At 53.4% G+C, this 25,687-nt stretch carries 23 protein-coding genes and 1 CRISPR repeat array; of the genes, 2 read left to right on the top strand and 21 right to left on the bottom strand.

Translation table 11 applies throughout. The features are described 5' to 3' along the window. Nucleotides 1–111 precede the first annotated feature (111 nt). The 10 genes from ABVN44_RS14030 to cysD form a co-directional block, all read right to left on the bottom strand. Nucleotides 112–738: a protein-L-isoaspartate(D-aspartate) O-methyltransferase gene (locus ABVN44_RS14030; protein ID WP_000253545.1), complete on the bottom strand. Its 627-nt coding sequence runs from the start codon at nucleotides 736–738 to the stop codon at nucleotides 112–114. After that, nucleotides 732–1,493, bottom strand: a complete 762-nt coding sequence (gene surE, locus ABVN44_RS14025; RefSeq protein WP_001221538.1) for a 5'/3'-nucleotidase SurE — start codon at nucleotides 1,491–1,493, stop codon at nucleotides 732–734. The genes ABVN44_RS14030 and surE overlap by 7 nt, the downstream gene beginning before the upstream one ends. Then, nucleotides 1,474–2,523 (bottom strand): tRNA pseudouridine(13) synthase TruD, encoded by a 1,050-nt coding sequence (truD, locus tag ABVN44_RS14020; RefSeq protein ID WP_000134246.1) that lies wholly within the window; start codon nucleotides 2,521–2,523, stop codon nucleotides 1,474–1,476. The genes surE and truD overlap by 20 nt, the downstream gene beginning before the upstream one ends. After that, entirely contained in the window at nucleotides 2,520–2,999 is a 480-nt protein-coding gene (gene ispF / locus ABVN44_RS14015; protein ID WP_001219244.1) for a 2-C-methyl-D-erythritol 2,4-cyclodiphosphate synthase, read from the bottom strand. The genes truD and ispF overlap by 4 nt, the downstream gene beginning before the upstream one ends. After that, nucleotides 2,999–3,709: a 2-C-methyl-D-erythritol 4-phosphate cytidylyltransferase gene (gene ispD / locus ABVN44_RS14010; RefSeq protein ID WP_020839118.1), complete on the bottom strand. Its 711-nt coding sequence runs from the start codon at nucleotides 3,707–3,709 to the stop codon at nucleotides 2,999–3,001. The genes ispF and ispD overlap by 1 nt, the downstream gene beginning before the upstream one ends. Before the next feature lie 18 nt (nucleotides 3,710–3,727). After that, a complete protein-coding gene (gene ftsB / locus ABVN44_RS14005) occupies nucleotides 3,728–4,039 on the bottom strand; it encodes a cell division protein FtsB (protein WP_000517480.1) in 312 nt (103 codons plus the stop codon). A gap of 190 nt (nucleotides 4,040–4,229) precedes the next feature. Next, nucleotides 4,230–4,553 carry a DUF3561 family protein gene (locus ABVN44_RS14000; protein WP_001537530.1) on the bottom strand — a complete coding sequence of 108 codons (324 nt, stop codon included), beginning with the start codon at nucleotides 4,551–4,553 and terminating at the stop codon, nucleotides 4,230–4,232. 50 nt (nucleotides 4,554–4,603) lie between these two features. Next, a complete protein-coding gene (gene cysC, locus ABVN44_RS13995) occupies nucleotides 4,604–5,209 on the bottom strand; it encodes an adenylyl-sulfate kinase (RefSeq protein ID WP_023232711.1) in 606 nt (201 codons plus the stop codon). After that, on the bottom strand, nucleotides 5,196–6,635 hold the full coding sequence (cysN, locus tag ABVN44_RS13990; protein ID WP_023232710.1) for a sulfate adenylyltransferase subunit CysN: 1,440 nt from the start codon (nucleotides 6,633–6,635) through the stop codon (nucleotides 5,196–5,198). Before cysN ends, cysC begins: the two co-directional genes overlap by 14 nt. A gap of 9 nt (nucleotides 6,636–6,644) precedes the next feature. Then, nucleotides 6,645–7,553 carry a sulfate adenylyltransferase subunit CysD gene (cysD, locus tag ABVN44_RS13985; protein ID WP_000372384.1) on the bottom strand — a complete coding sequence of 303 codons (909 nt, stop codon included), beginning with the start codon at nucleotides 7,551–7,553 and terminating at the stop codon, nucleotides 6,645–6,647. A 250-nt stretch (nucleotides 7,554–7,803) separates the two neighbouring features. Here cysD and ABVN44_RS13980 point away from each other — a divergent pair, with 250 nt between their 5' ends. After that, nucleotides 7,804–8,850, top strand: coding sequence for an aminopeptidase (locus ABVN44_RS13980; protein WP_023232709.1), 1,047 nt, complete (start codon nucleotides 7,804–7,806; stop codon nucleotides 8,848–8,850). Nucleotides 8,851–8,864: 14 nt separating this feature from the next. Next, a CRISPR array of direct repeats spans nucleotides 8,865–10,602; the repeat unit is 29 nt; unit sequence CGGTTTATCCCCGCTGGCGCGGGGAACAC. 96 nt (nucleotides 10,603–10,698) lie between these two features. On the opposite strand, the gene cas2e is transcribed toward ABVN44_RS13980, so the two are convergent. The 8 genes from cas2e to ABVN44_RS13940 form a co-directional block, all read right to left on the bottom strand. Further along, the gene (cas2e, locus tag ABVN44_RS13975) at nucleotides 10,699–10,992 is read right to left on the bottom strand and encodes a type I-E CRISPR-associated endoribonuclease Cas2e (RefSeq protein ID WP_001518648.1); all 294 of its coding nucleotides are present in this window, start codon (nucleotides 10,990–10,992) and stop codon (nucleotides 10,699–10,701) included. Next, nucleotides 10,992–11,912 carry a type I-E CRISPR-associated endonuclease Cas1e gene (gene cas1e / locus ABVN44_RS13970; protein WP_020839116.1) on the bottom strand — a complete coding sequence of 307 codons (921 nt, stop codon included), beginning with the start codon at nucleotides 11,910–11,912 and terminating at the stop codon, nucleotides 10,992–10,994. The genes cas2e and cas1e overlap by 1 nt, the downstream gene beginning before the upstream one ends. Further along, a complete protein-coding gene (cas6e, locus tag ABVN44_RS13965; protein ID WP_023232708.1) occupies nucleotides 11,909–12,559 on the bottom strand; it encodes a type I-E CRISPR-associated protein Cas6/Cse3/CasE in 651 nt (216 codons plus the stop codon). The genes cas1e and cas6e overlap by 4 nt, the downstream gene beginning before the upstream one ends. Continuing rightward, nucleotides 12,541–13,287 carry a type I-E CRISPR-associated protein Cas5/CasD gene (cas5e, locus tag ABVN44_RS13960; protein WP_023232707.1) on the bottom strand — a complete coding sequence of 249 codons (747 nt, stop codon included), beginning with the start codon at nucleotides 13,285–13,287 and terminating at the stop codon, nucleotides 12,541–12,543. The genes cas6e and cas5e overlap by 19 nt, the downstream gene beginning before the upstream one ends. Nucleotides 13,288–13,297: 10 nt before the next feature. Continuing rightward, nucleotides 13,298–14,356 (bottom strand): type I-E CRISPR-associated protein Cas7/Cse4/CasC, encoded by a 1,059-nt coding sequence (gene cas7e / locus ABVN44_RS13955; RefSeq protein ID WP_023232706.1) that lies wholly within the window; start codon nucleotides 14,354–14,356, stop codon nucleotides 13,298–13,300. Between the two features lie 13 nt (nucleotides 14,357–14,369). Further along, a complete protein-coding gene (gene casB, locus ABVN44_RS13950; RefSeq protein WP_023232705.1) occupies nucleotides 14,370–14,912 on the bottom strand; it encodes a type I-E CRISPR-associated protein Cse2/CasB in 543 nt (180 codons plus the stop codon). Further along, complete coding sequence (casA, locus tag ABVN44_RS13945; protein WP_023232704.1) at nucleotides 14,909–16,459, bottom strand: type I-E CRISPR-associated protein Cse1/CasA; 1,551 nt, start codon at nucleotides 16,457–16,459, stop codon at nucleotides 14,909–14,911. Before casA ends, casB begins: the two co-directional genes overlap by 4 nt. A 420-nt stretch (nucleotides 16,460–16,879) precedes the next feature. Next, nucleotides 16,880–19,540, bottom strand: coding sequence for a CRISPR-associated helicase/endonuclease Cas3 (locus ABVN44_RS13940; RefSeq protein WP_023232703.1), 2,661 nt, complete (start codon nucleotides 19,538–19,540; stop codon nucleotides 16,880–16,882). Between the two features lie 443 nt (nucleotides 19,541–19,983). On the opposite strand from ABVN44_RS13940, the gene sopD reads away from it, so the two are divergent. Continuing rightward, nucleotides 19,984–20,937, top strand: a complete 954-nt coding sequence (gene sopD / locus ABVN44_RS13935) for an SPI-1 type III secretion system effector SopD (RefSeq protein ID WP_023232702.1) — start codon at nucleotides 19,984–19,986, stop codon at nucleotides 20,935–20,937. A 212-nt stretch (nucleotides 20,938–21,149) separates the two neighbouring features. Here sopD and cysH read toward each other — a convergent pair whose 3' ends face one another. The 3 genes from cysH to cysJ form a co-directional block, all read right to left on the bottom strand. Next, nucleotides 21,150–21,884: a phosphoadenosine phosphosulfate reductase gene (gene cysH / locus ABVN44_RS13930; RefSeq protein ID WP_000080390.1), complete on the bottom strand. Its 735-nt coding sequence runs from the start codon at nucleotides 21,882–21,884 to the stop codon at nucleotides 21,150–21,152. 75 nt (nucleotides 21,885–21,959) lie between these two features. Then, nucleotides 21,960–23,672: an assimilatory sulfite reductase (NADPH) hemoprotein subunit gene (gene cysI / locus ABVN44_RS13925; RefSeq protein WP_023232701.1), complete on the bottom strand. Its 1,713-nt coding sequence runs from the start codon at nucleotides 23,670–23,672 to the stop codon at nucleotides 21,960–21,962. After that, nucleotides 23,672–25,471, bottom strand: a complete 1,800-nt coding sequence (gene cysJ / locus ABVN44_RS13920; protein ID WP_023232700.1) for an NADPH-dependent assimilatory sulfite reductase flavoprotein subunit — start codon at nucleotides 25,469–25,471, stop codon at nucleotides 23,672–23,674. Before cysJ ends, cysI begins: the two co-directional genes overlap by 1 nt. Nucleotides 25,472–25,687 lie beyond the last annotated feature (216 nt).

Below are 25,687 nucleotides of genomic sequence, written 5' to 3'. Positions count from 1 at the left end.
AACACGGGAAAATGTGTTCACGATACGCTTAACCCACCGGGAATAACCAGGAAAACTCCAGGTATTCGTTTCGGCTTCATCAGGCGTAAGAGTGGGTGTTTGCAGGGCAAACTAGGCCAGCTCTCCCTTGACTAACGGGACGAAGCGAACGGCCTCCACGGTATCGATAATAAATTCGCCGCCCCGGCGACGCACGCGTTTCAAAAACTGCTGCTCATCGCCCACGGGCAGAACAAGAATGCCGCCTTCATCCAACTGTGCCATGAGCGCGGTAGGAATTTCCGGCGGCGCGGCCGTCACAATGATAGCGTCAAACGGCGCACGCGCCTGCCAGCCTTGCCAGCCATCGCCATGACGGGTAGAAACATTATGTAAATCGAGCTGCTTCAGACGGCGGCGCGCCTGCCATTGCAGCCCCTTAATCCGCTCAACGGAGCAAACGTGATGTACCAGATGCGCCAGAATCGCCGTCTGATAGCCGGAACCGGTGCCAATTTCCAGCACCCTGGATTGCGGCGTCAGTTCGAGCAGCTCCGTCATTCGCGCCACCATATAGGGCTGCGAAATCGTCTGACCCTGGCCTATCGGCAAAGCGATATTTTCCCAGGCCTTATGTTCAAACGCTTCATCAATAAATTTCTCGCGCGGCACTGCGGCAAGCGCATTAAGCACCTGCTCATCTCTGATGCCCTGCGCGCGCAATTGTTCAAGAAGAGCCTGTACACGTCCACTTACCATTGCGTGCCAACTCCCACGCTGTCTAACCAGTCTGAAACCACATCATGCGCGCTGTGCGCGGTTAAATCCACATGCAACGGCGTGACGGAGACGTAGCCTTCATCCACCGCCGCGAAATCGGTATCCGGCCCGGCATCGTATTTATCGCCCGGCGGGCCAATCCAGTACAATGTATTACCGCGCGGATCTTCCTGCGGGATTACTTTATCCGCTGGATGGCGGCTACCACAGCGAGTCACGCGGATGCCTTTAACCTGCGCTAACGGTAGATCCGGGACATTCACGTTGAGAATACGCCCGGTACGCAACGGCTCCCGGCTTAACCCTCGCAAAAGCGCGCAAGTCACGGCTGCAGCCGTATCATAATGCTGATAGCCGTTAAGGGAGACCGCTAATGCCGGAAAGCCGAGATGACGACCTTCCATCGCCGCGGCGACTGTACCGGAATAGATCACATCATCGCCCAGATTCGGACCCGCGTTAATACCGGAAACGACAATATCCGGACGCGGACGCATTAAGGCATTAACGCCCAGATAGACGCAATCGGTCGGCGTCCCCATCTGTACGGCGATATCGCCATTATCAAAGGTAAAAGTACGAAGCGAAGATTCCAGCGTGAGGGAATTAGACGCGCCGCTGCGGTTACGATCCGGGGCTACGACCTGTACATCAGCAAACTCACGCAGCGCTTTCGCCAGCGTTTGTATACCGGGCGCGTGAACCCCGTCATCGTTACTCAGCAATATGCGCATAATCACCCATTGTGTTGATCAGTTCCCTTACTACGCTGGTGGCAAAACTGCCTGCGGGCAGCCAGAAACGTAACTCGACGGTAACGTCATCCCACCAGTTCCAGCTTAATTGTTGCGGATAAAGCAGCATCGCTCTGCGCGACGCCTCTACTTTTTCGCGCAGCAACAGCGATTGCAACACCGTTTCCTGGGCAATGGCATCTTGCTCAAACGCCAGCGCCGCACGCTGTGTTCCCCACTCTCCGCTGCCCGGCAACGATGCTGTAATCATCAGCTCTTTTTCGTCTACCCGGCGCTGCAATTCAGGCAGTTCTTCAGATGTCGCGACGAACCAGCTTCCACGCCCCGCTAATTGTAGCGCATCGCCGTCAACAACTTGATTAAAGTCTGGTTTCTTCAGCCGCTGGTGAACAATTTGATTAAACAACGCGCTACGCGCCGCCGACAACCAAAAACTGCGTTTATTGCGATCGCGCACCGGCGCGTTACTTTGCGCCCAGCGCAGCGCGCCCTGCAAGTTGCTGCCGCCAATGCCGAATCGTTGTGCGCCGAAATAGTTCGGCACGCCGCCATCGCGAATCGCCTGCAATCGTGTTTCGACATCGCGGCGATCGCTTATTTCACGCAATACCAGCGTAAAGGCATTGCCTTTCAGCGCGCCTAAACGCAGCTTACGCTTGTGACGCGCGTATTCCAGCACTTTACAACCTTCCAGCTGAAAGGCGCTGAAATCGGGCATCTCTTTCCCCGGCACGCGCGCGCACAGCCACTGCTCGGTAACGGCGTGTTTATCTTTTTGCCCGGCAAAGCTCACTTCGCGAGCGTGAATTTTCAGGAATTTCGCCAGCGCGTCAGCGACAAAACGGGTATTACAACCGTTTTTCAAAATACGCAGCAGAATGTGCTCGCCTTCACCATCCGGCGTAAAGCCTAAATCTTCAACCACCACAAAATCTTCCGGATTCGCTTTCAGCAATCCGCTACCTTGTGGTTTTCCGTGCAGCCAGGTGAGATTGTCAAACTCTGTCATTTCGCCGCCTTCATCAGCAACGCGACCGCTTCGCAGGCAATGCCTTCTCCGCGTCCGGTAAATCCGAGCTTTTCCGTCGTCGTCGCCTTCACGTTAACGTCATCCATATGGCAGCCGAGATCTTCGGCGATAAAGACGCGCATTTGCGGAATATGCGGCAGCATTTTCGGCGCCTGCGCAATAATGGTGACATCCACGTTGCCGAGGGTGTACCCCTTCGCCTGAATACGACGCCAGGCTTCACGCAGTAGTTCGCGGCTATCCGCTCCCTTAAATGCCGGATCGGTATCCGGGAAGAGCTTGCCGATATCGCCAAGCGCCGCCGCACCCAGCAGCGCATCGGTCAGCGCATGTAACGCCACATCGCCATCGGAATGCGCCAATAGCCCTTTTTCATAAGGGATACGCACGCCGCCAATGATAATCGGCCCTTCTCCGCCAAACGCGTGTACGTCAAAACCGTGTCCAATTCGCATTATGCTTTCTCCTGGTGGATGGTTCGGGTCAGATAAAATTCCGCCAGCGCCAGATCTTCCGGACGGGTGACCTTGATGTTATCCGCGCGACCTTCTACCAGCGCCGGATGAAAACCACAATACTCCAGCGCTGACGCTTCGTCGGTGATGGTCGCGCCTTCATTCAGCGCACGCGTCAGACAATCGTGCAAGAGTTCGCGGGGGAAAAACTGCGGGGTGAGCGCGTGCCATAAATCGGCGCGCTCTACGGTATGGGCAATAGCGTTTTTCCCTGGTTCGCCGCGTTTCATGGTGTCGCGCACCGGACTGGCGAGGATACCGCCGACCCGGCTGTTTTCGCTGATAGCCAGCAACCGCGCAAGGTCATCCTGATGCAAACAGGGTCTTGCCGCGTCGTGCACCAGCACCCACTGCGCCTCTGCAACGGCCTGTAACCCGGCCAAAACGGAATCAGCGCGTTCGTTGCCGCCATCCACAACGGTGATTTGCGGATGATTCGCCAGCGGAAGTTGGGCAAAGCGATGATCGCCAGGGCTGATAGCAATAACAACGCGTGTCACCCGAGGATGCGCCAGCAGCGCATGAACTGAGTGCTCCAGAATGGTTTTATTACCGATTGAGAGATACTGCTTAGGACATTCTGTTTGCATTCGGCGGCCAAATCCGGCCGCCGGCACCACGGCGCAAACGTCCAATAAAGTGGCTGCCATGTTAAATCCCTGGATGGTTTATCGATGAGTTTGCCCCGCCGTTGCCGCGCGTTTTGAGGCGTCAGGCACCAGACGATAGAAGGTTTCGCCCGGTTTGGTCATGCTAAGTTCGTTGCGCGCGCGCTCCTCTATCGCTTCCTGGCCGCCATTGAGATCGTCAATTTCGGCAAAAAGCTGATCGTTACGCGCTTTAAGTTTGGCGTTTGTCGCCTGCTGCGCGACCACATCATCGTTGACGCGGCTATAGTCATGTATGCCGTTCTTACCGAACCACAGCGAGTACTGTAGCCAGACCAGTAAAGCCAGCAACAGCAGCGTTAGTTTACCCATCCTGCCCCCTGAAAAACGGCATCATCATCCCATAACGTCCTCTGTGACTCCACATTCAGGACGGGATTGCCGCGACAACGCCGGCAAATGTACCACATTTGCCGGATGTTACGTATACCCGAGTAAGGAGAACATAATCTCATTGTTGGTTACGGTTTGAATTATGACCGGAGGCGCAGTGATAACCCGTCTACCCTAATAGCCATATAAATAACGCGCCAAACAGCGCGCCTACGGCCAGTAGAGTAAACATGATGCTAAAAAGTATTTTGCCCTTTACCAGCAGATGCAACGCAATGCCGATAATCACCGATACCGGCATTAACGCGAGGAAAAAGGGCCAGGTATAGAGGAAAAAAAACAGCGTGTTAGGGCCATAAAGCAGAAAAGGGATCCCCAACGCCAGCAGCCATGACACAAAGCCGACCACCGCCCCCGGAAATGCACTGGTGGCGTCATCGTCGACCATGAAGGCGTCTGACCTTGTGAAAGTAATGTTATGGCTATTACGCATATTAAATCCTGTAACCTTGACCATACCGGGCATACAAGCCCGGTGGTGTCTCAGGATCTGATAATATCGCGCCGTCTCAGCAGGTCTAATAATTGGGAAACCAAATTTGTTACTAATTGTTCACCATTAAGATGAACCTGGGGCGAGTCAGGCGCTTCGTAAATGGCGTCGATACCGGTAAAGTTACGCAACTCGCCCGCCCGCGCTTTTTTATACAATCCTTTAGGATCGCGCTGTTCACAGATAGCCAGCGGCGTATTGACATAAATCTCGATAAAACGATCGTGGCCGACGCGCTCTTTTACCAGTTGCCGCTCGGCGCGGTGCGGAGAAATAAATGCCGTCAAAACAATCAGGCCGGCGTCCGCCATCAGACTGGCCACTTCGCCTACCCGCCGGATATTTTCCTGGCGATCGACATCGCTAAAGCCTAAATCACGGCACAAACCGTGGCGCACATTATCGCCATCCAACAGGTAGGTACTGACGCCACGGTGATGTAACGCCTCTTCCAGCGCGCCGGCCACCGTTGATTTTCCCGAACCGGAGAGCCCGGTAAACCACAGCACCACGCCACGGTGGCCGTGGAGCTGTTCACGGGCGGCGACAGTAACGGGATGAGAGTGCCAGACCACGTTCTCATCATGCAGCGCCATGTTTATCTCCCAGCAAATCTCGGGCGTCCCAGTGCGGAAAATGACGGCGTACCAGCGCATTCAGCTCCAGCTCAAACGCACTGTATTCCACGGGCGGCGTCGCTCCGCGTTCGTCCAGTTCCCGCACCATGCCAGCGCCCACGGTAACGTTAGAAAGTCGGTCGATAAAAATCAGCCCGCCCGTCACCGGATTTTGCTGATAAATATCCAGCGCGAGCGGCTCATCGAATGTCATCTCCACCAGACCAATACCGTTTAACGGCAGACTTTCGACGTCTCGTTGGGTCAGATTGTTGATATCAATCTGATAGCGAATAGCCTCGATACGCGCGCGGGTTTTCTTACCCGCAAGTTTAACGTCGTAGCTTTGGCCCGGCGCCAGCGGCTGTTCCGCCATCCATACCACGTCGATCGCAGCGTGCCGCGCAGGTGCCAGCGTCTCGTTTGCCGCCAGCAGCAGATCGCCGCGGCTAATATCAATGTCGTCGTTGAGTACCAGGGTAATGGCTTCGCCCGCACAGGCTTCTTCTTTGTCGCCATCAAAAGTAACGATACGCGCCACGCTGGATTCCACGCCGGACGGCAGCACTTTAATGCGCTCTCCGACTTTGACGCTACCAGACGCCAGAGTGCCGGCATACCCCCGAAAATCAAGATTTGGGCGATTAACGTATTGTACTGGAAAGCGCATCGGTTGACGGTCTACCGCACGCTGTATGTCTACCGTTTCCAGGACTTCCAACAGCGTCGGGCCGCTGTACCAGCGCATATTGGCGCTCTGCGCGGCGACATTATCCCCTTCCAGCGCCGAAAGCGGGACAAAGCGAATGTCCAGATCGCCCGGCAACTGTTCAGCAAAGGTCAGGTAATCTTCACGAATACGGGCGAAGGTCTCTTCGCGGTAGTCAACGAGATCCATTTTGTTGATTGCCACCACCAGGTGTTTGATCCCCAACAGAGTGGAGATAAAGCTATGGCGACGCGTCTGATCCAGCACGCCTTTACGCACGTCGATCAGTAGGATCGCCAGATCGCAGGTGGACGCCCCGGTCGCCATATTACGAGTATATTGTTCATGGCCCGGCGTGTCGGCGATAATAAATTTTCGTTTTTCCGTGGAGAAATAGCGGTACGCGACGTCAATAGTAATGCCCTGCTCACGCTCGGCCTGTAGCCCATCTACCAGCAGCGCCAGATCGAGTTTTTCTCCCTGCGTGCCATGACGTTTACTGTCATTATGCAGAGAAGAGAGCTGATCTTCATAAATTTGCAGGGTATCGTGCAGCAAACGACCTATCAGCGTACTTTTACCGTCATCAACGCTGCCACAGGTTAAAAAACGCAGCAGGCTTTTGTGTTGTTGGGCAATCATCCAGGCTTCGACGCCGCCCTCATTGGCGATTTGTTGTGCAAGTATGGTGTTCATGGCGACTCCTTAGAAATACCCCTGACGTTTTTTAAGCTCCATCGACCCCGCCTGATCGCGGTCAATCATCCTCCCCTGGCGCTCGCTGGTGGTAGAAACCAGCATCTCTTCGATAATTTCCGGCAGCGTTTGCGCGTGGGATTCCACCGCCCCGGTGAGCGGCCAACAGCCAAGTGTACGGAAGCGCACCATCCTTTTTTTGATGACTTCGCCAGGCTGGAGATCGATACGATCGTCATCCACCATCATCAACATGCCGTCACGTTCCAGAACCGGGCGTTCAGCAGCCAAATACAGCGGCACGATGTCGATGTTTTCCAGCCAGATGTATTGCCAGATATCCTGCTCTGTCCAGTTGGAGAGCGGGAAGACGCGTATACTTTCACCTTTATTAATCTGACCGTTATAGTTACGCCACAACTCTGGACGCTGATTTTTCGGGTCCCAGCGATGGAAACGGTCACGAAAGGAGTAAATACGTTCTTTCGCACGGGATTTTTCCTCATCGCGCCGTGCGCCGCCGAACGCGGCATCAAAACCGTACTTATTCAGCGCCTGCTTTAACCCTTCGGTTTTCATAATGTCGGTGTGTTTAGCGCTACCGTGAACGAACGGATTGATGCCCATCGCCACGCCTTCCGGATTTTTATGTACCAGCAATTCGCAGCCGTATGCGTTGGCGGTACGATCGCGAAAGGCGTACATCTCACGGAATTTCCAACCGGTATCAACGTGCAATAGCGGGAACGGTAACGTACCCGGATAAAACGCCTTACGCGCCAGATGCAGCATGACGCTGGAGTCTTTACCAATGGAGTACAGCATGACCGGATTAGCGAATTCCGCTGCCACTTCACGGATAATGTGGATACTTTCCGCCTCCAGTTGCCGCAGGTGGGTGAGTCGTTTTTGATCCATAACCGTTCCTTTGCAATACCGTTTTTTGCTAAACATTTCGATTACACGACTATAGGGAGCGCAGGAGAGTGAATGAAATGACGAATTGGAATGAGTAGTTCCTCAAAGGAATAACGCGGCCCAAAAACCAATATCAAAAAATGCTTAACGTACCGGATTGCCAGCATTTAGGAGCAAATGAAATTGTATTAACACGATCGCGGTTTCATACTAGCCACGTAAAATTTTGTTCTGTATTTAAGGACTCATTATGTTTTCCGCAACGCGCCGCTTTGCCGTCATTCTGGCGCTCGGCGTAGGCTTTATCCTTCCTGCACAAGCAGCATCACCAGGGCCTGGTGAAATAGCGAATACTCAGGCACGACATATCGCCACCTTTTTTCCCGGGAGAATGACTGGCTCCCCCGCCGAGATGTTGTCTGCCGATTATTTACGCCAACAATTTACCCAGATGGGATACCAAAGCGATATTCGAACGTTTAATAGCCGATTTATTTATACCACGAAGGATAATCGCAAAAACTGGCATAACGTGACGGGCAGTACGGTCATCGCCGCCCATGAAGGGCGCGTGCCGCAGCAGATCATCATTATGGCGCATCTGGATACCTACGCTCCGCAGAGCGACGCTGATGTCGATGCCAATCTGGGCGGTTTAACGTTACAGGGAATGGATGATAATGCCGCGGGATTAGGCGTTATGCTGGAACTGGCGGCGCGTCTGAAAGATATACCGACCCATTATGGGATTCGTTTTATCGCCACCAGCGGGGAAGAAGAGGGAAAGCTAGGCGCGGAAAATTTACTCAAACGAATGAGTGACGCTGAGAAGAAAAATACGCTGCTGGTGATTAATCTCGATAACCTGATTGTTGGCGACAAGCTCTATTTTAATAGCGGGAAAAATACGCCGGAAGCGGTGCGTACACTGACCCGCGATCGGGCATTAGCGATTGCGCGCCGTTATGGCATCGCCGCCAACACCAATCCGGGACGCAATCCATCCTACCCCAAAGGAACGGGTTGCTGTAATGATGCGGAGGTTTTCGATAAAGCGGGAATATCGGTGCTTTCTGTTGAGGCGACGAACTGGAATCTGGGTAAAAAAGACGGATACCAGCAACGCGTGAAAAATGCATCCTTCCCGAACGGCAATAGCTGGCACGACGTACGGCTTGATAATCAACAGCATATTGACAAGGCGCTGCCAGGGCGGATTGAGCGCCGTAGCCGCGATGTAGTGCGGATAATGCTGCCGTTGGTAAAAGAGCTGGCGAAGGCGGAAAAAACGTTCTGATATGCTGGTGAAACGTGTTTATCCCCGCTGACGCGGGGAACATTTTTCAGCCCTTGCCGACTGCGGAACGCCCCTCGGTTTATCCCCGCTGGCGCGGGGAACACCATTGCGTTGTGAGCGCATTGAGTTGATTACTCGGTTTATCCCCGCTGGCGCGGGGAACACGGCGGCGCAGTCCAGCGCGGTAGCGGCAGAGACGGTTTATCCCCGCTAGCGCGGGGAACACATTTCGTCGTGATTTAAGTTGCAGTAGTCACGCGGTTTATCCCCGCTAGCGCGGGGAACACTTTCGCTGCTTCAGCATTCCCCCTGTTAACAGCGGTTTATCCCCGCTAGCGCGGGGAACACCTCCAGCTCGGCTTTTTGCTGCGCTGCGCGTTCGGTTTATCCCCGCTGGCGCGGGGAACACCTTCCCTTTTTTGGTTGCTGAGTCGGCCTCTCCGGTTTATCCCCGCTGGCGCGGGGAACACTTCTCCGGCATTTCCCCGTTGTTGAACGCAGCCGGTTTATCCCCGCTGGCGCGGGGAACACGGCATTTTAGATTTAGCGATCATGCTGCCAACCGGTTTATCCCCGCTGGCGCGGGGAACACGATCATGCGCTGGTTAGTGCGGCGCTCAATCTCGGTTTATCCCCGCTGGCGCGGGGAACACGGCTGCGTCCGAACCGGTTATGTGCTGCCAGTCGGTTTATCCCCGCTGGCGCGGGGAACACCAGTAATCAATGCCCGATATAGAATTATCGGGCGGTTTATCCCCGCTGGCGCGGGGAACACCGCAGCGTTTTCGCCAGTACGGTGATATCGTTCGGTTTATCCCCGCTGGCGCGGGGAACACAACCCCTCAATAGACGGCGCTGATTCCGGGCGCGGTTTATCCCCGCTGGCGCGGGGAACACACATGCCGAGTCGTGAGGCGACGGTTATAGACCGGTTTATCCCCGCTGGCGCGGGGAACACTTCCAGTCGTCGCCGGACGTCATGTCAATCAGCGGTTTATCCCCGCTGGCGCGGGGAACACCAGGTTAGATTTCTGCGCCTCCGCCATCGTCTCGGTTTATCCCCGCTGGCGCGGGGAACACTGTATAAAGCCGTTCTCAACGTCCTGTGGAACCGGTTTATCCCCGCTGGCGCGGGGAACACTTTCATAATTCGCCTTATTGTTTAAATACAAACGGTTTATCCCCGCTGGCGCGGGGAACACTTCAAAGTGAATTGCAAAAGCACAAATTGTCCCGGTTTATCCCCGCTGGCGCGGGGAACACCCCCTAAGCGCGGATCGTATAGTTTTTTACCCCGGTTTATCCCCGCTGGCGCGGGGAACACATTGGAGATCACGTTATGAAAACAGCTATCGCCGGTTTATCCCCGCTGGCGCGGGGAACACAACTTTTGCTTAAAGCTTTCCATGTACTCATCCGGTTTATCCCCGCTGGCGCGGGGAACACTTTGTTTTTGTGCTGTCAGTGATGGCGGCGTGCGGTTTATCCCCGCTGGCGCGGGGAACACGTGAAGACTGCCTGTTTGCGGTGCGTGGCAAACGGTTTATCCCCGCTGGCGCGGGGAACACAAGGCTCTGTCATTCCACCTTTGAGTGTTAGACGGTTTATCCCCGCTGGCGCGGGGAACACACTGGAAATACTCTGGAGTACCGGGATCAGGCGCGGTTTATCCCCGCTGGCGCGGGGAACACTTTGCTTCGTTATTCGATATCATATATATTCGCGGTTTATCCCCGCTGGCGCGGGGAACACACTAAAACTATGTATTTGTTCTAAAAGCCCTTTTTTATTACCTAACAAACTACCAACGGTAAGATAACAATTCCTTATTATTAAAGAACATTCAACTTATTGATTTTCAACAGGAAGAAAAGAAACTAATCTAAGTCCATCCAAATCTACCGGAATACGTCTGTTTTCACCCCAGGTCTGGAACTCAAAACCAGACTCAGTATTTGTTGCCCAGGCCATTACTACGTTTCCGACTCCGCCAAGCTGTGTGATCTGTTGCCAAATCATTTCCCTAATACGCTTCGAGGTATCGCCAACATAAACACCTGCACGAACCTCAAGTAACCAGACGGCAAGACGTCCCCGCAGGCGCGGCGGTACGTTTTCCGTGACTACAACCACCATACTCATCAACCATGCCCCCGATGGCCGCTATCACCCAGTGATTCAGGTTCCGGTATTGCTGGCGGCAGCATATCCGGCGCAGGCTGAGGTGGTTTAATTTCACCGGCAGCGAGCACCTCTTCGATCAGCGGGATCAATTTTCCGGTCAGCTTCGAACTACGAAAAATATCCCGGCAGGCCAGGCGCACTTCTTTATCAGGTTCCGCCGGGTGACGAGCGGCGATCTCAAATGCTTTGGGCACCACCGATTCAAATTTGATGATATCGGCAATGTCATAAACAAAAGAAAGCGGCTTACCGCTATGGATAAAACCGATAGCCGGCGCATATCCCGCCGCCAGGATAGCCGCTTCTGAAATCCCGTACAGGCACGATGTCGCCGCGCTAATACATCGGTTGACGACATCCCCCTTCTCCCAGTCTTTCGGATCATAGTTACGACCATGCCATTTCACGCCATACTGCTTCGCCAGTAATGCATAGGTCGCCCGCACACGGGATCCTTCAATACCGCGCAGTTGCTCAACGGAACGACGGGCGGGAGGCGGCTCACGAAAACGCAGTTCATACATTTTGCGGACTACTTTAAGCCGCAGGTCATCATCTAACGCCAGCTTTGCCTGATAAAGCAACTTATCGGCTCGTGCGCCACCGGGTTGTCCGGAGGAATAGACCCGCACTCCCGCCTCGCCCACCCATACCAACAGGGTGCCGACCGTTGATGCTAAATGCACTGCCGCATGGGAAACCCGCGTTCCCGGTTCCAGCATGATGCAGGCGACCGAACCGACGGGAATATGCGTGCGGATTCCCGTTTTATCGATCAGCACGAATGCCCCATCCAGCACGTCAATTTGACCGTACTGGAGGAAGATCATCGAGGTTCGATCTTTTAACGGGATCGGGTTGAGCGGTACGAACGTCACGCGTCGTCTCCGGGTTTGATCATCATCATTCCGCAGCCAAACGCCCGACTTTTACCGTACCCCTGCGCCAGACGTTGCAGGAAAAGCACGGGATCGTTAATCACCAGCACGCCGGTATAGTCCACGCTGCTAAACTGAATCATCTGCCGGGATTTCTCGCGACGTATCTGCTGCTGCCGGTAAGCATCAACGCTCGCCTCGCGCAGAGTAAAGCCATTTTGCTCCCCCTGGCGCGCCAACCACGTCAGCGCCGCCTGCTGCTGATAAGACCAAATATCCTGGCTATCACCCTGCGTTTTACGCTGGCGTTTCGCCTCCATCAGCAAATCGTGACGCTTGCCGTTTTTGCAAACCGTCGGATTGGCGCGCAGGTTAAACCGCAGCGTCTGCCCCGCGCTCAGCGTTGGCGCAAATGGGCGAGTCTGCACGTCAAAAATCGCGCTGGCGGCAGGCTGTTCCTGTGAGAGAACAAAAAAGCGAAACGCGCCCTGTAACTCTTCGCGGCGATAAAGAAACTGCCGTTCCTTGCTGCCGGGAAAGAGATCCCATAACCACTGGTGCATCACGTACTCGCCGCGCTCCACCAGATGCAAGAGCTGTGCCGGCGAAAGCTCGCTGGTGTGCAGCGTTATTCTTGAGAGATACACGCGTCCTCCTTGCGGAGCCACGGCCCCTGATTCACGCTACGTTCACCGAACAGCCATTGCTGGCGGCTCAACGGCATGTCGCGACGACGTAAAATTTTGTTCGCAGTTAAGCCATCGTGTTCACCTTCCCACCAGCATTCGTTCTGTAATCTGGGGAGAGGCAGTTTCAGCGCATTGAATTTATCCTGATACTGACGATACGCTTCGCGTAACACATCCGCCGCACTCCCTTCCAGCAGTTGCGGCGCAAGCGGCAACGCCAGAGGGTGACTTTTGCGCCCCAGATACAGCGGGAATACAGGATGTTGTAGCGACGTCTGAAGCTGCGCCAACGTGTAAGGCGCGTCCGGCGTCGCGCTGACAGCGATCATCCACCAGGCGTCGGTGTAGTAGTCGCGTCGGGAAATCAGCGCGCTCAGTAACTCAGGATCCTGCAACTCTTCACGGCGGCTGAAGTAACGTGCCTTACGTACCTCTTTCGGCATCTGCACCGTGTGATAATCCCGCGCCCAGCGCGGGTTGCTACTGGCGCACAGCAAAAATTGGTAATGACGATTGAAGGCGTTTAGCCGTTCCTCCTCATCGCGGCGAATTCCCAGCGCCGCAGCTAATAACCCCAACAGCGCAGAACGCGAAGGAAGTTCATGGCTGTGGCGCACTTCGCCTGGCGCATCCACGCCCCAGGAGGCCATCGGCCCGTGAAGCTGAAAAACCAGATATTGGCTCATAAGCCGCCCCTTACGCGCAGATGAAGTCAAGCACGTCTTTCATGCTTCCCTGCTGATTCATCACGTTAAAGTTTTTGAACGCCGTCTCCTGTGCATAGACCTCATTCATATTTTCATGCAGCGCGGTAATACGCTTAACCGCAACGTTCAATTGGTCTGTACCGTTGATCGGTTCATAAAACGCGGCCGCCAGTGAACGTGGTTGGTCGGTGCCTTTTTCCGCCAGCGCCCACGAGGCATAGGCACGGCTGGCAAAGCTGTTCTGCTTGCCGGTCGGCGACACTTTCAGCGCCGCTTCAGTAAAGGCGCGCAGCGTTTTGTTTGCCAGTTCTTCATTGCCGTTCAGGTTTTTCACCAGCAGATCTTTGTCGATGCAGATATAGGTGTAAAACAGAGCGGAGCCAAAGCCGGTTTCGCCGAGATGGCCTGCGCCTGCATCTTCTGCCGATGCCTGGCGTAGGTCATCTACAGCGGTAAAGAAATCGTCTTCGACGATCGTTTCGCTGACGCCGAAGGCGTGAGCGACCTGGCAGGCGGCTTCCACGTTAAAATCAGTTTTCTTCGCTAACATCCGGCCAAACATCGCAATATCGACAGCCATGCGATCGTGACGTAACAGTTCCGCTTCCTCTTCTGTTGCCGGACGTTTTTCTTCTGCCAGACGGCGCGCCAGCGCTTTCACGGCCTCAAACTCAGCAGGGCTGATATGCACCAGTTGCTCGGTTTCAGCATTCGTCAAATCTTCTTTGGGTTTCTTATCCTCTTTTACCTTGCCAAAGCAGTTGGCGATGTTCTTGACGTACTCAACCGCTTTTTTGGCGTCAATGCCGCTATCAACGAGGATTTGCGCCGCCTCACGAGCAATGCGACCAGTACGAATACCAATATGGCCAGCTAATGCCTGTTCAAATAACTCAGATGTACGCCAGGCGCGTTTCAGGCTCTGAGAGGAGATACGCAGACGCGTTGCGCCGCCAAGCACCACGGTTTTTGGCGCACCGGTATCATCACGGTTCAGGTTAGCGGCGGGGTAAGCGGTCAGTAAATGGAGCTGAATAAACGTTGTCATAAAGATATCCCTGTTAATCTTGTTCGTTATCGGTATCGCCATCGCCGGCCTGGTAGTATTCCAGCGCCCAGCGGATACGAAGAAATTCGGTTGGCCGCTGCTGGCGGCGATGGTGGTTCAGCAAGTCATTCTGCTCCTGGCACCAGCAGAAAATATCGTCTGCAAGAGAAAACAGGTTGACCGCGCCATTTGACAGTTTTACCGCGCGGCGCAGTTGGCGCAGTAGTTCATCCGGCGTCTTTACTGCGCAAAGCCGGGTAAAACGCAGTTCCGACATCACGCCGTTGAGCTGTGCGGCGAATTTTTGCTGCTTATCAATCGCTTTCACATTCGCCGCCAGCGCCGCCGTTAGCGCCAGCGCGGTTACGCGCCACTCCTGCCCGTCAATTTTCCACAGCGTATGCGTCTGCATCAGCAGGGAGCGAAATCCCTCAGACAAGCAGGCCTCATTCACCGTTTTACTGCGCCGCAAACTGGCCCGTGCCCCCCGCTTCTCCTGCAAATCCTCATGCCATTTGCGCAGCGTGGCTTTGTGATCCTCTTGCATAATACTCATTCAGCAGCCTCCTGCTTCTTTGCTTTGGCGGCTTTCGCGCTTTGCTTTTCCGCCGATGAAGTAAAATATTTCTTGCGCGCGGTCATGATGCGCTTCAGATCGCTGCTCTCGTAGGGGTTGGTAAAGACGCGGTCGTCGAAGTAGCGCCGGGTAAATAGCCAAAGTTCTCTTTGCCATTTATTCAGCCTTTCGTCCGGCTTGTGTCCGTTTTCCAGATCGTGGATCAGGTTGAGAAAACGTCCCTGCGTCAGGTTCCAGAAATCAATGTCGATAAAACTGAAATCACCGCGGGCATCCTTCGCATTGGCGAACCACGCTTCTTTTAGCGCACTGCGTAGCAGGCTGAGGAGTCGGGTAGCAGTTTGTGTTGCTTTACGTAAATCAGGGATCAGACCTTCCGTCATCAGCAACGGGAAGTGATGCTCATACCAGCAGCGGATTTTCATATTGTCGAAATCCGCGCCAAAGCCCCAGCTCCCCGCTTTAACGTCAGCCAGCGAGCGGGCGTTAAACACCTTGACTACCTGCGCGGGAGATTCGTAATTCGCTTCCGTCTGGTTGTTCTGACTTAATCCCAGCCAGTCGCGCCAGATAAGGCCGCCGGGCTGCGGTTTAACGGAAAAGAAGGCGTTTTGATCTTTTACCGGGGCGCGATAAGGCGTCAGCGGGTGCCGCCAGCCATCGTAGTTAACGCCGTAGTTCTTGACGGTCATAAAGCCAAGAAGCTCATCGCTTTCAGCGCCGCAAATATCGCAGCAACCTGACTGTAAGGTGGCAAAATCCAGGCGGATACGACGCGGCATCCCCCAGTACGCCTGGAGTTTATTGACCTGCTCCGGCGTGGTAACGGCATTCGCCTGCTCGCTGGTCCGCGTCGCGGCAAGCCACGGGAAAACGGTCGCATCACACTGGTCTGGTAAAGGCAGATCCGCAGTATCCTGCGGCATCACGTTGAGCCACAGCTTGCGCCAGAGCGGCGTTTGCCGCTCGCCCTGATATTCCTGCAATTCAACCAGCGTGGTCAGTGGCCCGCCGCCGCGCAGCCCGGTACGATAGCCTTTGCCGCCCGCAGGCGCGTTAAGCTGCAACGAGAACAGCGCCAGCGCCGCGCAGTGCGGACAAAAACGTTCCGTTACGCCGCGTTTGACAAAATGATCTTTATTGAACTTCGTGGTTTGCGCGCCAGGTATTTCCGGCAACAATGAGGCGATCGACACTTTTTCGCCGGTTAACGGCTCAAAGTCCTGCATAAACGAGGGGGATTCCGCGCCAAACTGAAAAGCGTGTTCTAACGGTGCTAATGCCTTATGGAGCGCATCGGCATGCAATCCATCAAACCAGATATCCTCCCAGCGGGCGCTGTTTTTCGGCGCGATGCTGCATTGCAGCAATCCCAACAAAAACTGCCAGGCCGCTCCCTGCAAATCTGCTCGCGTTGCGGCGATATCCACCACGTTTTCATCTGCCAGATTGACAGGAGCCAGTTTGCCCGTGGAACCGTCTTTGAAACGGACGGGGAGCCAGGGCGTTGTTAAAAGCGAACCCATATTGCAAATCCTCTCGCAAAGATAGCCATCCGTGGCCAGTCGTCCATTACGTTACCTATAAATGTATATGGATCAGAAAAACAATCCGCTCAAAGAATACATTCAAATTAATTAATAAAAACAACGAATTAAACATAAGCTTTGACCGTCCCCCCTTTCGTTCCAGGTAAAGCTACTCCTGGGCAGAAAATATTTTATTGATCTGTGTCATGAAATATCATGATCATTACTTATCGCAAGATTGCTATTAACTCTTAATAGAAAAAGAAATTCACTCTTTTGTTTGTTTGGTTTCAACGTCCTTTGGTAGAGTAGCGCGGTTCCCTAAACGGGATAAACCGAGTTAGTAGCAAACTTGCGGTGATGTGTGTTCCCCGCGCCAGCGGGGATAAGCCCCGGCGCCCTCCGGCGCCGGGCAATCTACCCCATTTTCCCGGTCAGACCTTCTGTCGCTGAGTAACCGCATGCTGCTGAGTCCGTTACCACGATCACGATGGCAAAATCCTTATTCTGGTGTTGTTCAACGCACCACTGTTGAAACGATTCGCCTTTTAACCGTTCAAACTCGTCTTTATGTTTATTCCACCAGCTCTGACGTACTCGCAGCACGCTCATCTCCCAGGCGTGTTCACCGCTGGCATAAGGGGTTACGACGCTATCCACGATTTTCGCCAGCCACAGCGTGACAGACTCTTCCGCCAGCCGCGTTGACATTTTCTCCGGTAAAGAATCGCTAATTTCAGCACAGTAGCCCGGCGCAAAGTTAAGCAGCATCTGGCCGGCAAATGCCCGGTCGCAATAAAATTTGCCTTCCTGCAATTGCTCGGTTTTTGCAAATCCAACCGGCATGTTGACATCCTCACCGTAGACCGACTCAATCAACAAGCGGGCAGATTGCGGCATCCGAATCGTCCCCTGCTCACGTAATATGCGCTGCGTCAGCCACATGCGCCCATGATCGGGATAGACATAGGCGCTGTTACGCATAGCGCTGGATAACCAGTTCTCTCGCGGCGCGTCATCCCACTCCGGAGCAAGAATGCGCAGCACTGGCGTCTCTCGCTCATCCTGCCCACTCTTTTTCACCAGACCGTTACGATCGCGAATATGACGCTGTAGTCGACCGGCCCGCTGAATTAATAAATCCACCGGCGCTAAATCAGAGATCATCTCATCGCAGTCAATATCCAGACTTTGTTCGATGACCTGCGTGGCGATAATGACCTTACCGGCACGTTGCGCGCCGCTCTGTTTGCCAAAGAGATTCAGCATCTGCGACTCAATCCGCTGACGATCGTGAAAAGCAAAGCGACTATGGAAGAGTAAAAGGTTTTCCGTGGCGACGACCTTACTCAGTTGAAGCTGGCGATAGATACGAATCGCATCATCAACGGAGTTACGTATCCAGGCGATACAGTTTCCTTTTTCCACTGCTTCACCTATACGTTCAAGACACGACTCTTCACTATGTAGCCAGCCAATATCTACGCTACGCTCAACCTCTTTGCGTGTATCAACCCGCTGAGAAATCAGCTCTGTTTGTGTGACCTGAGTCAGCCAGGGATAATCGTCATGGCCTAGCAACGGCGCCTGCACACTACGCCTCACCCCACGGGAAAATGCCGCCACCAGCTTATCTCGCTGCTGCTGCGATAGCGTCGCGGATAAGAGAATAGTGGCGTTGCCATTACTGGCCTGCCGTTCGATCAAACCTTCAAGTATTCGGGACATCCATGCATCACAGGCATGGATCTCATCAGCCAGTAAAATCTTGTTGCTAAGACCCAATAACCGCAGGTTGTTATGTTTAAATGGCATTACCGCCATCATCGCCTGATCCAACGTGCCTACGCCAACCTCCGCCAACAACGCTTTTTTATTGCTGTCGGCAAACCAGGCGGCGCATCCCTGACTATAAGGCTGCGCTTCATCGGGTTCTTCCGTACCAGAAAGAGTGACCGACCATATTGACTGATTGAAACGATCCATTAAGCGACGCGCGCTATGCGCCAGAATCAGGCTGGGACGGGAATCCGGCTGATACAACGCCAGCCAGGTGTTCGCCATACGTTCAAACATCGCGTTGGCTGTCGCCATTGTCGGCAGTCCAAAATAGAGTCCCTGCGCTTTACCTGCCGCCATCAGTCGATGAGCTAATATGAGCGCCGCCTCTGTTTTTCCGGCCCCGGTGACATCTTCAAGAATAAAGAGTTGGGCGCCATCCACGTTGATATCCAGCTCAAGCGCCTTTTGTTGTAACGGTGTGGGATGCTGAATAAAAGGGAAAAGCGTTTCTATGCCCGTAAAGGCAGACACATTCGCCGCTGAGGGAAATAGCGTGATGGCAGTTTGTGCTTTAGCGAGAGCTTGCTGCCAGTAGGTATCAACAGGCATTTTTTCCGCAGTACGCGGAAAATAACGGCTGGCAGAACCAGTCCAGTCAGCCAGTACAACCGCAGCGGAAATAAACCAGGAAAGTTGCTGAAATTGGTCGATACCCTCATCTTCATCCCAGGCTTCAGGCAAAGTAATTAAAGGAAAGAGCGCTTTTATTCTCAGAAGAAAATCTCTTGCCGCATCTTTATCCTGCTGGCGAAAATGGTCCAGCTCCTGGATTGCCTCTGGAGGGCGTCCATGATGACCTGTAGTGACTGGCATCCAAAGCGCCATAACGCGCTTACTTTTACGAGCTGAAAGCGAAGAAGGAGGAAACAATTCAGGGCATTCACTTAGCCAGGAGTTCCACAACATGTATCCCAGCGTGGTATGCGCGATTTTTTCATAATGCCGTGTAGGCTCATTAAAGATATTTAAAGCCTCATGACGGTATAGTTGCTGGAAGGAATGAGCAAACTTTCCAATATCATGCCAACATAAAATCCAGGCAAAAAATTGCGCCGCCTGCTCCTTATCCTGGATGCCTAATTTTTTTAGATAGTGGTCAATAAAATAAATATTATTTATCACCATCCAGTAACCCACAGCCGCAACATCTAAAGAATGCCAGCAAAGCAAATGGTAATCATCACCGCCGTCAGTTTCTCCTCGTCGAGACTTTCCCCAATAGTGATATATCGACACGTAAACTCCAGCATGTGGATAATAAAAGCACTCTACGCCTTTTTAATGGTCTTTTTTGTTGATATATCTCACAAAAATTGCACCTCCTGAGATTATATTTAAATATACTCACTCAACTTTATATATTCTTCAGAAATATTTACCCCACGAATAATTATTATAAATTTTTCCGCTCTTTTCTTCTGGAAGAAGCGATCAAAGAGGCTTCTTCCAACGCCCCCTGCATAAACCAAAATTTAAAAAAACGACCATTTGCGGCGAATCATCTACCTTTTGTCTGAATTATCGTCACCACAAAGGATTACCAACCATAAATGTGCTGTATTAATAATGTCGTTCAAATTCTCTCCTGTAGTAAACTTTATCTGTTTAATAAAAAAGAGAGAATTGAACGATATATTTTACTCCGGATATTGAATAATATAAATTTGAAGGAAAATATTATGCCAGTCACTTTAAGCTTCGGTAATCATCAAAATTATACGCTTAATGAAAGTCGGCTTGCTCATCTGTTAAGCGCAGATAAAGAAAAAGCAATCCATATGGGGGGTTGGGATAAAGTCCAGGATCATTTTAGAGCGGAAAAAAAGGACCATGCGCTGGAAGTGTTACACTCCATCATTCACGGGCAGGGCCGTGGTGAACCTGGAGAGATGGAAGTTAACGTAGAGGATATAAATAAAATTTACGCCTTTAAACGGCTACAACATCTGGCCTGCCCGGCTCATCAAGATCTGTTTACTATCAAGATGGACGCTTCTCAGACACAATTTTTACTTATGGTCGGCGACACGGTGATCAGCCAAAGCAATATTAAGGACATCCTTAATATATCAGATGATGCAGTGATAGAATCTATGAGTAGAGAGGAGAGACAATTATTTTTACAAATATGTGAGGTGATTGGTGCGAAGATGACCTGGCACCCGGAATTACTTCAGGAGTCGATTTCAACTCTACGAAAAGAAGTGACGGGAAATGCACAAATCAAAACGGCGGTTTATGAGATGATGCGTCCCGCAGAGGCTCCAGACCACCCGCTTGTCGAATGGCAGGACTCACTTACTGCAGATGAAAAATCAATGCTGGCCTGTATTAATGCCGGTAACTTTGAGCCTACGACTCAGTTTTGCAAAATAGGTTATCAGGAGGTACAAGGTGAAGTCGCTTTTAGCATGATGCATCCGTGCATCTCCTATTTACTACATAGCTATTCACCGTTTGCAGAGTTTAAACCAACAAACTCTGGTTTTTTAAAAAAACTTAATCAGGATTATAACGACTATCATGCAAAAAAAATGTTTATTGATGTAATTCTTGAAAAGCTATATCTAACCCATGAACGTTCTTTGCACATTGGTAAAGATGGGTGCAGTCGTAATATATTACTGGTATAAAGATAGTCAGTAATATACCCTTCATACTTCAAGTTGCTTATGTGTTGGCTACGCTCGTTCACCCCAGTCACATAGTTATCTATGCTCCTGGGGACTCACTCCCTTGCCGCCTTTAAGCAACTCGAATTATTTTGGGTATATAACCAATTTAAAATCCGGCTGCCTGCCGGATTTTTCATAGCAGCAAGTATAATCATACCGCGTAAGGACAATCACCCTTCGTGCAGCCCGCACTCGCGCTTCAGCCCGAAGAACCGTGTCTCTTCTTCCGCCATACCCGGCTCCCATTTGCGGGTGGTGTGCGTATCGCCCACAGACAGATAGCCCTGATCCCACAGCGGATGGTATTTCAGACCGTGCTTTTGCAGATACTGGTAAACCGTGCGGTTATCCCAGTCTATAATCGGTAGCACTTTAAACACGCCGCGTTGGATAGCGAGAACAGGTAAATGCGCGCGGCTGCCGGACTGCTCGCGACGCAGACCCGCAAACCACGTCTGCGCTTTCAGCTCTTTTAGCGCCCGGTTCATCGGCTCGACTTTGTTGATCTCATTGTATTTCTCAATGCCCTCAACGCCCTGCTCCCACAGCTTGCCGTAGCGCGCTTCCTGCCAGGCCGGACTTTCGCCCGCGCGGTAAACTTTCAGGTTGAGTTTGAGTTTGTCCGTTAGCTCATCAATAAACTGATAGGTTTCCGGGAACAAATAGCCGGTATCGGTGAGGATCACCGGGATATCCGGGCGAATCTGATTCACCAGGTGCAGGCTCACCGCCGCCTGGATGCCAAAGCTTGAAGAAAGCACGTATTCGCCGGGCAGATTTTCCAGCGCCCAAGCCACGCGTTCTTCGGCAGTCAGCGTTTCCAGTTGGGCGTTGGTTTCCGCCAACGCCAGTACGCGATCGACTTTTGGCAGTTCATTCAATGCGTTGAGATCGAGTTGGGACATAAGTTCCTCACTGTTTGCCTTGCCTGATGGCGCTGCGCTTATCAGGCCTACACAGACGCCATCCGGCAATTCAGGTTATTCCCAGAAATCACGCGCGGGATCGAGCACCGGGCGAATGATGCCCGCACGCACCGTAAAGTCGCCGAAGCCTTCACCCGCTTCACGCTCTTTCGCCCAGCGCCCAATCAGTTCATCCAGCGAGGCCAGAATATCCGGCTCGGTGATATTTTCTTGATACATCCGTGGGATACGACTCCCGATGCGGTTGCCACCAAGATGCAGGTTATAACGACCAGGCGCTTTCCCTACTAAGCCAATTTCCGCCAGCATCGCGCGGCCACAGCCGTTCGGGCAGCCGGTCACGCGCATCACGATATGCTCATCAGGAATGCCGTGTTTTTCCAGAATCGCTTCCACTTTGTCCGTGAACGACGGCAGGAAACGCTCGGCTTCCGCCATTGCCAGCGGGCAGGTTGGGAACGACACGCAGGCCATTGAGTTTTCACGCTGCGCGCTCACGGCATTCATCAACCCGTGGTCGCGCGCCAGCGTCTCGATCTTCGCTTTCTGGCTTTCCGGCACGCTGGCAATAATCAGGTTCTGGTTAGCGGTGATACGGAACTCGCCCTGATGAATCTTCGCGATCTCCAGCAGGCCGGTTTTCAGCGGACGCCCCGGATAATCCAGGATACGACCGTTTTCGATAAACAGCGTCAGGTGCCATTTATCATCAATGCCTTTCACCCAGCCAATCCTGTCGCCACGCCCGGTAAATTCATACGGACGAATGGGTTCAAATGTGATCCCCGCGCGACGCTCGACTTCCGCTTTAAACGTCTCCAGTCCCACGCGCTCAAGGGTGTATTTGGTTTTGGCGTTTTTCCTGTCAGTACGGTTGCCCCAGTCACGCTGGGTCGTCACCACCGCTTCCGCTACCGCCAGCGTATGCTCCAGCGGCAGATAGCCAAACTCGCTGGCTGTACGGGCATACGTTTTCTTATTACCATGCTCAATAGACAGACCGCCGCCCACCAGCAGGTTAAAGCCCACCAGCTTGCCGTTTTCGGCAATCGCCACAAAGTTCATGTCGTTGGCGTGCAGATCGATATCGTTCTGCGGCGGGATCACCACCGTGGTTTTAAATTTACGCGGCAGATAGGTTGCACCGAGGATCGGTTCTTCGTCAGTGGTCGCGACCTTCTCCTGATCGAGCCAGATCTCCGCATACGCACGGGTGCGCGGCAGCAGATGTTCGGAGATCTTCTTCGCCCACTCGTAGGCTTCCGCGTGCAACTGCGATTCGTACGGGTTGGAGGTGCACAGCACGTTACGGTTCATGTCGTTGGCGGTTGCCAGCGCATCCAGCCCCACCGAGTGCAGCATCTGGTGCACCGGCTTGACGTTCTTCTTCAGAATGCCGTGGAACTGGAAGGTCTGGCGGTTGGTCAGACGGATACTGCCGTAAATCGTGTTATCCGCCGCGAATTTATCGATCGCTTGCCATTGCGTCGTAGTAATCACCCCGCCCGGCAGGCGGCAGCGCAGCAGCATGGCGTGGCGCGGCTCCAGCTTCTGCGCCGCACGCTCGGCGCGAATATCGCGGTCATCCTGCTGATACATGCCATGAAAGCGTATTAGCAGGAAGTTGTCGCCTTTAAAACCGCCGGTGAGACCGTCGTTCAGATCTTCCGCAATGGTACCGCGCAGGTAGTTGCTTTCCAGCTTCATGCGCTCGGCATCGGACAGTTTACCTTCGACCACCAGTGGGCCTGGATGTTTTTCGCTCATTAGTAGACATCTCGCTGATAACGGCGCTCGACGCGCAGCTCACTTAAAAATTCATCCGCCGCTTCGATGTCCATTGCACCGAACTCAGCAATCACTTCCAGCAACGCTTTTTCGACATCTGCGGCCATGCGCCTGGCGTCGCCGCAGACATAAATGTGGGCGCCGTCATTGATCCAGCGCCACAGCTCCGCGCCCTGTTCGCGCAGTTTGTTTTGTACGTAGATTTTTTCTTTTTGATCGCGAGACCAGGCCAGATCGATCCGGCTCAGCACGCCTTCTTTCACGTAACGCTGCCATTCAACCTGATAAAGGAAATCTTCGGTAAAGTGCGGGTTGCCGAAGAACAGCCAGTTCTTACCTTCCGCCCCTTCCGCCGCGCGCTGTTGCATAAAGGCGCGGAACGGCGCGATGCCGGTGCCGGGGCCAATCATAATGACCGGCGTCTGCGGGTTAGCTGGCAGGCGGAAGTTATCGTTATGCTCAATAAAGACGCGAACTTCGCCCTCTTCTTCCACGCGGTCGGCGAGGAAGCTGGAAGCGCCACCGGCGCGGGCGCGGCCTTCAATGTCATAACGAACCACGCCAACGGTGATATGCACTTCGCTTTCCACTTCAGCCTGTGCGGAGGCGATAGAGTAGAGGCGCGGCGTCAGCGGGCGCAGCAGGTCGATTAGCGCCTGAGCATCCAGCTGCGCCGGAGAGAAACGCACCATATCAACAATGGGCGTAGTGGCGGCGTAGTGCTGGAGCTGCGCTTTGTCACCCACTAATGGCAACAGCGACTCACTGCGCGTCAGGGTCGCGTAGTTCTCAACAATGTTGGCGGTATTCACCGTCAGCTCGAAGTGCCACTCCAGCGCTTCGGCGAGCGGCAGGGTTTTACCGTCAACCGTCACCGGCTCATCGCCTTTCAGCCACAGCAACTCAACCAGCTCCTTCACCAGAGCCGGATCGTTCTGATACCAGACGCCCAGCGCATCGCCCGGCTGATAGCGCAGGCCGGAGTCGCCTAAATCAATCTCAATATGGCGAACGTCTTTTTCCGAGTTGCGACCGGTGATTTTCTGATTCACGGAGAGGGTCGCGGTCAGCGGCGCGTCTTTGGTATAGGGGCTGGTGTGGATGTCGTTTACCGCGCCAGTAGCGACGGATTGCGAAGGTGCCGCGACAGGTGCGCGAGACTTCAGAACATCAACCACGCGGGCGCGCCATTCGCTGGCAGCTGCCTGATATTCAACGTCAGCATCGACACGGTCGAGCAGACGTTCACCGCCCAGTTCCGCCAGTTTGCTGTCGAAATCTTTTCCGGACTGGCAGAAAAATTCATAAGAGGTGTCGCCGAGGCTAAACACGGCAAACGCGGTATCGGTCAGCTTCGGTGCTTTTTTCGAGAACAGGAACTTATGCAGCGCGACGGCCTCTTCCGGCGGCTCGCCTTCTCCCTGAGTGGACGTCACTATCACCAGCAGTTTTTCACTGGCAATCTGTTTGAATTTGTAGTCGCCGGCGTTCACCAGTGTCACATTAAGGTTGGCCGCCAGCAGATCATCACGCAGCGCTTCCGCCACACGACGTGCATTGCCGGTTTGCGAAGCGGAGATAAGCGTAACTCCCGGCATCTTTCCCTCAGGAGCAGGCGTGACGGCAACAGCGCCTGAGCGCGGGTTCAGTACGCCCCAAAAATAGCCGGAGACCCAGGCAAGCTGTTCGGGAGTAAGGTCGGTTGTCGCGGCCTGAAGGCGCGCCAGTTGCTCCGGATTAAGCGGAAGCAACCCAGTCAGTGGAGCCGGTGTCGTCATGCGTCGTTATGTTCCAGTAAGCAAAGCGGATCTATACACAAAATCATTCAAGTTCGCCGTAAGCTGAGCGCGCCCCAGGAGCGTACATAAATACGTGACTGGGGTGAGTAAACGCAGTCAACACAGATGCGGCTTGAAGGATGAAGTGTATAAGCGATAAATCCCAAACTAAGGATAAGGGTAACGGTGAGAGGAATAACAATTAAAGAAGGGTTG

This window comes from Salmonella sp. SJTUF15570, from assembly GCF_043357055.1.
GTDB lineage: Bacteria > Pseudomonadota > Gammaproteobacteria > Enterobacterales > Enterobacteriaceae > Salmonella > Salmonella enterica.
The sequence above is the reverse complement of the archived record's forward strand: the minus strand, read 5'-3'. Positions and strand labels throughout refer to the sequence as shown.